This window comes from Phocaeicola intestinalis (genome assembly GCF_014837065.1).
Taxonomy (GTDB): Bacteria; Bacteroidota; Bacteroidia; order Bacteroidales; family Bacteroidaceae; genus Phocaeicola; species Phocaeicola intestinalis.
The window spans coordinates 1-5,465 of record NZ_JACSPP010000106.1 but is presented as its reverse complement, the minus strand read 5'-3'; the positions used below and the strand labels follow the sequence as shown (position 1 = coordinate 5,465).

6 protein-coding genes are annotated in these 5,465 nt (G+C 33.5%); all 6 read right to left on the bottom strand.

The window, feature by feature from the left end; translation table 11 throughout:
* Positions 1-16: 16 nt before the first annotated feature.
* The gene (gene tnpA, locus H9625_RS17005; RefSeq protein WP_191765504.1) at positions 17-340 is read right to left on the bottom strand and encodes an IS66 family insertion sequence element accessory protein TnpA; all 324 of its coding nucleotides are present in this window, start codon (positions 338-340) and stop codon (positions 17-19) included.
* Positions 341-737: 397 nt separating this feature from the next.
* Entirely contained in the window at positions 738-1,223 is a 486-nt protein-coding gene (locus H9625_RS17000; RefSeq protein WP_191765502.1) for a hypothetical protein, read from the bottom strand.
* Positions 1,223-1,828 (bottom strand): hypothetical protein, encoded by a 606-nt coding sequence (locus H9625_RS16995; RefSeq protein ID WP_191765500.1) that lies wholly within the window; start codon positions 1,826-1,828, stop codon positions 1,223-1,225. Before H9625_RS16995 ends, H9625_RS17000 begins: the two co-directional genes overlap by 1 nt.
* A 2-nt stretch (positions 1,829-1,830) precedes the next feature.
* Positions 1,831-2,649 (bottom strand): TIGR04255 family protein, encoded by an 819-nt coding sequence (locus H9625_RS16990; protein WP_225226486.1) that lies wholly within the window; start codon positions 2,647-2,649, stop codon positions 1,831-1,833.
* A 561-nt stretch (positions 2,650-3,210) separates the two neighbouring features.
* Positions 3,211-4,374: an IS4 family transposase gene (locus tag H9625_RS16985; RefSeq protein ID WP_191765506.1), complete on the bottom strand. Its 1,164-nt coding sequence runs from the start codon at positions 4,372-4,374 to the stop codon at positions 3,211-3,213.
* Positions 4,375-4,626: 252 nt separating this feature from the next.
* A complete protein-coding gene (locus H9625_RS16980; protein WP_191765496.1) occupies positions 4,627-5,391 on the bottom strand; it encodes a class I SAM-dependent methyltransferase in 765 nt (254 codons plus the stop codon).
* Positions 5,392-5,465 lie beyond the last annotated feature (74 nt).

The following is a 5,465-nucleotide window of genomic DNA, read 5'->3' as shown; positions in this document are numbered from 1 at the left end:
CATCGTGTCGTTCAAGTTAAACATGGCCCTCCTGCAGACTTTGGTTCAACACTTCCATCAACAGCTTCTCTGAGCCGTTTCCAAAGTGGGCACGGAGTCCGTTGGGAAACAACAAGGACACGCCGTAAGGAGCCTGTTCGTCCAAGGACAATTCTGCTGTTGGCCGTTTGATATTGATCGGAGCCAGCTCTTGTTTGATACTGTCTTTCTCGGCAGAGTATTTCTTTTGCCAATAGTGATAGGTGGAATAACTCACTCCTATCTGTCGTAGGTACGACTTCAATGACAGGCCGCTTTGTTGCACCTGCATTTCTAATTCTTCAAATCCAGTTCTGTTCATTGCAATTCGGTTTGATTGTTATGCGGGGCAAAATTACAATCAAACTATAGGGCATGCAATGTGTATTTCTTAGAATGCTTACGTTATGCGGGGCAAAATTACAATCAAACCATAGGGCATGCAATGTGTATTTCTTAGAATGCTTACGTATAAAAAATGCAGATGGAAATAGAATGATCATGTTTCCATCTGCATATAGTCTTTTATTAAGTCTGAAATAATATTTTTTTCTTATATATTCCCTAATAATTGACATTGAAAATCTAATGTTCTTTCATAAACTGTAATATCAAAATTCTTTTTCTTTTATTTTTAGTCGTATATTCCCTCTGTTTTACGACTTCTATTTCACTATACAAACATTATGACATCCAATATCTTTTCCTTTTTTAGGGGCTTATTCTAATGGATTTTCACCTTCCCACTTCTCGCTATCAGGCTTAGGATCTTGTAAAATCTTTGCTTTTCCTACAAGCTGTTTAATCATTAATTCAATTTTAGAATCGAGAGGCTCACCTATTTTGCAGCAAAAAGGATAGACGATATTAGCGTGCGCTGGATTATCTTCAGCTGGTTTAAATACAACATCAGCTCCACTATCTCTGATATCTTTAACTATAAACCTTGCAAACCCCCAATATGTTCGGTTCGGTAAAGAACTATGGCTTTTGGCATGTTTTCTGCAAAACTCGATATTAGTATAATTATATCGAGTTACAGATAGTTTGTTTGAAGCAATTGTTTCGTCATCCTCATCTGGTTTAGAGATCTGTGGACGCATATAATTAGGACGTAATTTCCCTTTGTCATTAAAATTAGCAGGGGAAAAAATTGTCCTCATTATGTATTCATTATTATCTATTTCAGTTGGAATTTTACACATTACAATTGAGCTATATAAGCAGAAAGTTTATTGTACTGCAGTTCTGAAAATGGAACATTGTTTATAAATTCATTACCGTTTTTTCGTACGACATAATAAGACAATTTTTTTTCTCCAATTTCTAATCCTACAGATTCCTCGTTTTCATTCTCCCATAAAATAGAAATAGTTCCATTGGGATTTGCATATATATCTTGAATACAATCACATATAATAGCTTTGTAATTAATAATATTTTGAGCATTGCTGATGCATGTTGGTAGTACTTTAGTGGCACCGTATCCATCCCAATTTTCTTCTAATAGGCCTAATTCCTGAATTTGCATACAATATCTCATTTTAAGAAAATTAATATTGCTTTTCTCTTCTCGAGAAACAATTTTGTTAACCTCTTTTATATTTGTATTTTTCTCAAATGAGAATGTTGTGTAAGTGTGTGATTTTGCTTCTGATGAGGTATTAGCAAATAAGAAAGATATAGCTACAACTCCTAGTGAAATAGTCTTCTTTACATTTTTTTTAGGTATAGATGTAACAGAATATTTATCATTATCATCCAAATTTATATTTGATAAATTTTCATGTGATGTACTATATAATATCATAATTATTCTTCATTAATCATATTAAACATTTTAGGAGAAATACACCATCTAAAAGCGTTATATAACTCTTGATGACATTTTTGTAATTCTTCGGATAATAATATATCAATAGAGCATGAACTCTTCTTTTCTAAAGATAAATCAATAACAATTTGCCCTTTTATATTACTGCTTGATGCGTTTTTTTCAGATATTATATATCCATATTTTATGGTTAAGAAATAATCATTTTCTTCAAATTGTATAGTATATATATTCTGTTTGATAAATTTGTTAGAAGATCGAAAATCTTCATACATACATAATAAATATGGTGCAATTAACTCACGCAAAGGATCATATGTTGATACCTCTTCATTTTCCATATTGTTTGATACGAAATCAACTATGTTAATTTTTCGTAATGAAAATGCCTTGCATTCAGTTGTTCCGTTTTCTTTCAAAAAAGCAATGCCTTGATTTATTTTAGAATTAAAGTCATTAGAACTTGAATAAGTCAGTCCCGTTTCTTTATATTGCAATAATTCATTATTTAAAGTGAGTTCTTTTTGTGCATTTATAGAACGCATTATTACTTGATGAGCATTACTGTCATCTTTTACTGAAACAGATTGTTCTTTCCCATTTTGCCCTCCTAGCGTAAAAGAAATTGCTTGAGCTATTCCATCTGAAACAATAGGAAAATCCTCTTTAAATGTTTCTATAAAATCAGATCTCTTAGAAGTGCAACAAATATTTTCTTTATAGTGAACTTTGAATATAATATTTCTCAAGAAGTTGTGTTTAAAGATACACTTCTCATAATTGTTAATACCAAACATATTGATGCATCAATTAATTTCAAAAAAAAAGAATATACTCTATGCAAAGGAAATAAATAAATTCTTTATTTGCAACACCTTTAACAGGATGACTGTAAATTTAACATCGATAGACTATTTATCTATTATTCTTTTAATTTATTCAATGTATGGACGTATTTCTTTATATCTTTCAATCCACTCTGTTCTAGAAAGACATACTGTGATCTTGATATTTATACAATTGTTTAAAATGCTTACAGCAAATTGGGCCGAAAGCAGTATCACTTATAAATCACATACTAGCTAAATATGAAAATCTGTTTAACTGCAAAATCTTAGTTATTTCCCTATGAATTTTATGATATGTATCAGTTTAGGGATATGGAGTGGTAAGTTGAATATTTGATTACTAAATCTATAACTACTTTGTACCATACGAATATCTTCTTAATTGTTTTGGTTGTTTCCTTGTGTATAATATTTTCATTGAGTATCCAATTGTTATAAAAATACAGATGGAAAAAGAATTTTTATATACAGTCTCATTAGTGTCCCGTTAAAATGGGACGAGTTAAACAATTAATCAAAAAGCCCCGGAATCAGGGGATCATTTAGATCTTTGACATCATTGAAATTAGTCTTGTCGAACAGGTCACGCAAGTGGGTTTTGTCAGTCAATGATATGCTGAGAATTTGCAAAACTTCATAGGTTGAACGTTTCAACTTCATATCATGTTGGACAATAGCCACAAGACAGTACGTGATAATAGCCACACTGATTTGTATGCGAACAGCGTTCTCTGTTGTGCCCCAGAATTTCTTTATCTTGAGATGCTGCTTGATCCATTTGAAGAACAGCTCGATTAACCATCTTTTCTTATAAAGATTGGCGACATCCAGTGCAGAAAGTTGTTTTGCATTCGTCAAAAAAGTGAACTCACGGTCATCCTCTTCGTCGTAATATCGGACGAGTCTGAATGACTCAGGATATTTTTTCTCGGAGAGATATCCGGTCAGTTTCACTTCCGCATCTGTCATTATGTTCTTTGGCATTCTTCGCTTCCATTTGACTGTCTTATACTTTAAGTTCGTCTTGGCTCTGACAACAAAGAAAGAGTCTGTAAGATGTATCCTATAGAGTTCTTTAAAGGAGTCATAAGCCCTGTCGAATATATAATAAGCATTTGGTTCATAATGGATTGAAGACATTGCTGTGGAATCATGCTTTGAAGCTGTGGTTACGGTATAGAAAGCAGGAACTTGTGCTTCAATGTCGTATAAGACATGAGCTTTCACCCCTCCTTTCTTGCTTCGGAACTTTGCCCATGGAAATGTTGCAAGACACAACGGAATCGTTGTTGAATCAAACGCATATTTCTTTCCGGAAATGTCAAGGATGTTGGTCGTCCGCTTCTCGCAGGCTTCCTTCATCATATAGAATGCAAAGTCTTCGAAGATTCTGTAATCACGGTTCTGGTTGGCTGTCGCAAGAGTTGTCTTGGCTATCGGTTCACGACCTAAACCAAGATGATATTGCTTGGCCCTATGCGCCTCGAAAGTAACGATTAAGTCTCGCAGGCTCTCACGGTTACTCAGTTGTCCAAACATCATCGCGAGCATCTGATTCCAGCAAGTGAAATGTTTCACATATCTGTTGCCATCATACTTGCGAACATAGTTGTTGAACTGAGTCCTGTTCAGAAAAGCGGTTAATTGAGAGAATACGTATTTGTCTTGGAACATAGCAGCCATTTGTATTAGACTGCAAAGTTGCAAAATCAAGTCCGTTTCATATTAAAAAACCATGTAATTGACTATATTTCAATAATTTCAAAGAACTATTTATCCACTTTTACGGGACAGTAGTGATACAGTCTATTATTTAAATCGGTAATTATATCGTTTTATTCTGTAATAGATGGTCTAAATTAAGTAATTATAATATTTGTACCTAGAGCAACAAGTCTGTAAGTTAAAGACTGCCGTTTTATCTGACTACTTTTTTAAGGACAAAACATATATCTGTTTTTCTGAATCATCACAAAAATCATCTTCTTCAAAACTTCCGAACTTATGAATGATATTAAATCCGGAACATTCTAAATAGAAATCCAGTTCTTGAGGAAAATACATTCGCATATCTAAGTTTTGGATTGAGTGAAATACACCATCTATATAATAATGCCACCTTATACGATTGATTTGAGTTGCGTTTTCATAACACATTGTTTGTTTGATCACGACTTCTCTCCCATCGTGGGTGGTATATTCAGCTGTTTTTTCTTTCTTTTTTTCTCCGTGAATAATGTATCGGATATCAGGATTGAAACAATCCAATAGAAATATTCCGCTTTCTTGGAGGTGCTTTTTGACCATTCTCAAAACCTTAAACAAATCTTCATTTTTGTATAAATGATGAATGGAATTAAAGGGAATGAAAATAAAGTCGAACTTTTTTCCTAAATCCAGTGTTCTTATATCTTTTTCCACAAAGTCTATTGACAGATGTTCTTTATTTGCTTTTGCTATTGCTTGATTAAGCATAGAAGTGGTATAATCAACACCAGTTATATTATATCCTTCTTTTGCAATAGGTATTGTCAAACGTCCTGTACCACAACAAAGTTCAAGAATTCTTGCTTCTTCTTTATCCTTGGGTAACCACTTCTTGTAAAATTCCAAATCATCTAAGAATGTGTTTAACCCGTCATAAATAGCAGCATCATATATTAAGTCTCCAACTATATAATTTTTATCCACCCACCGTCAAGTTAGAAGTGCAACTCCGCCACCGCCTTCCTCCGTCCTTGGAGCGTAGCGGAAAGGGCGGAGGA

Coding starts and splice junctions, on each gene's coding strand:
- H9625_RS16995 (WP_191765500.1), bottom strand. CDS start 1,828: ATGATATTATATAGTACATCACATGAAAATTTATCAAATATAAATTTG.
- H9625_RS16990 (WP_225226486.1), bottom strand. CDS start 2,649: ATGTTTGGTATTAACAATTATGAGAAGTGTATCTTTAAACACAACTTC.
- H9625_RS16985 (WP_191765506.1), bottom strand. CDS start 4,374: ATGTTCCAAGACAAATACGTATTCTCTCAATTAACCGCTTTTCTGAAC.
- tnpA (WP_191765504.1), bottom strand. CDS start 340: ATGAACAGAACTGGATTTGAAGAATTAGAAATGCAGGTGCAACAAAGC.
- H9625_RS17000 (WP_191765502.1), bottom strand. CDS start 1,223: ATGTGTAAAATTCCAACTGAAATAGATAATAATGAATACATAATGAGG.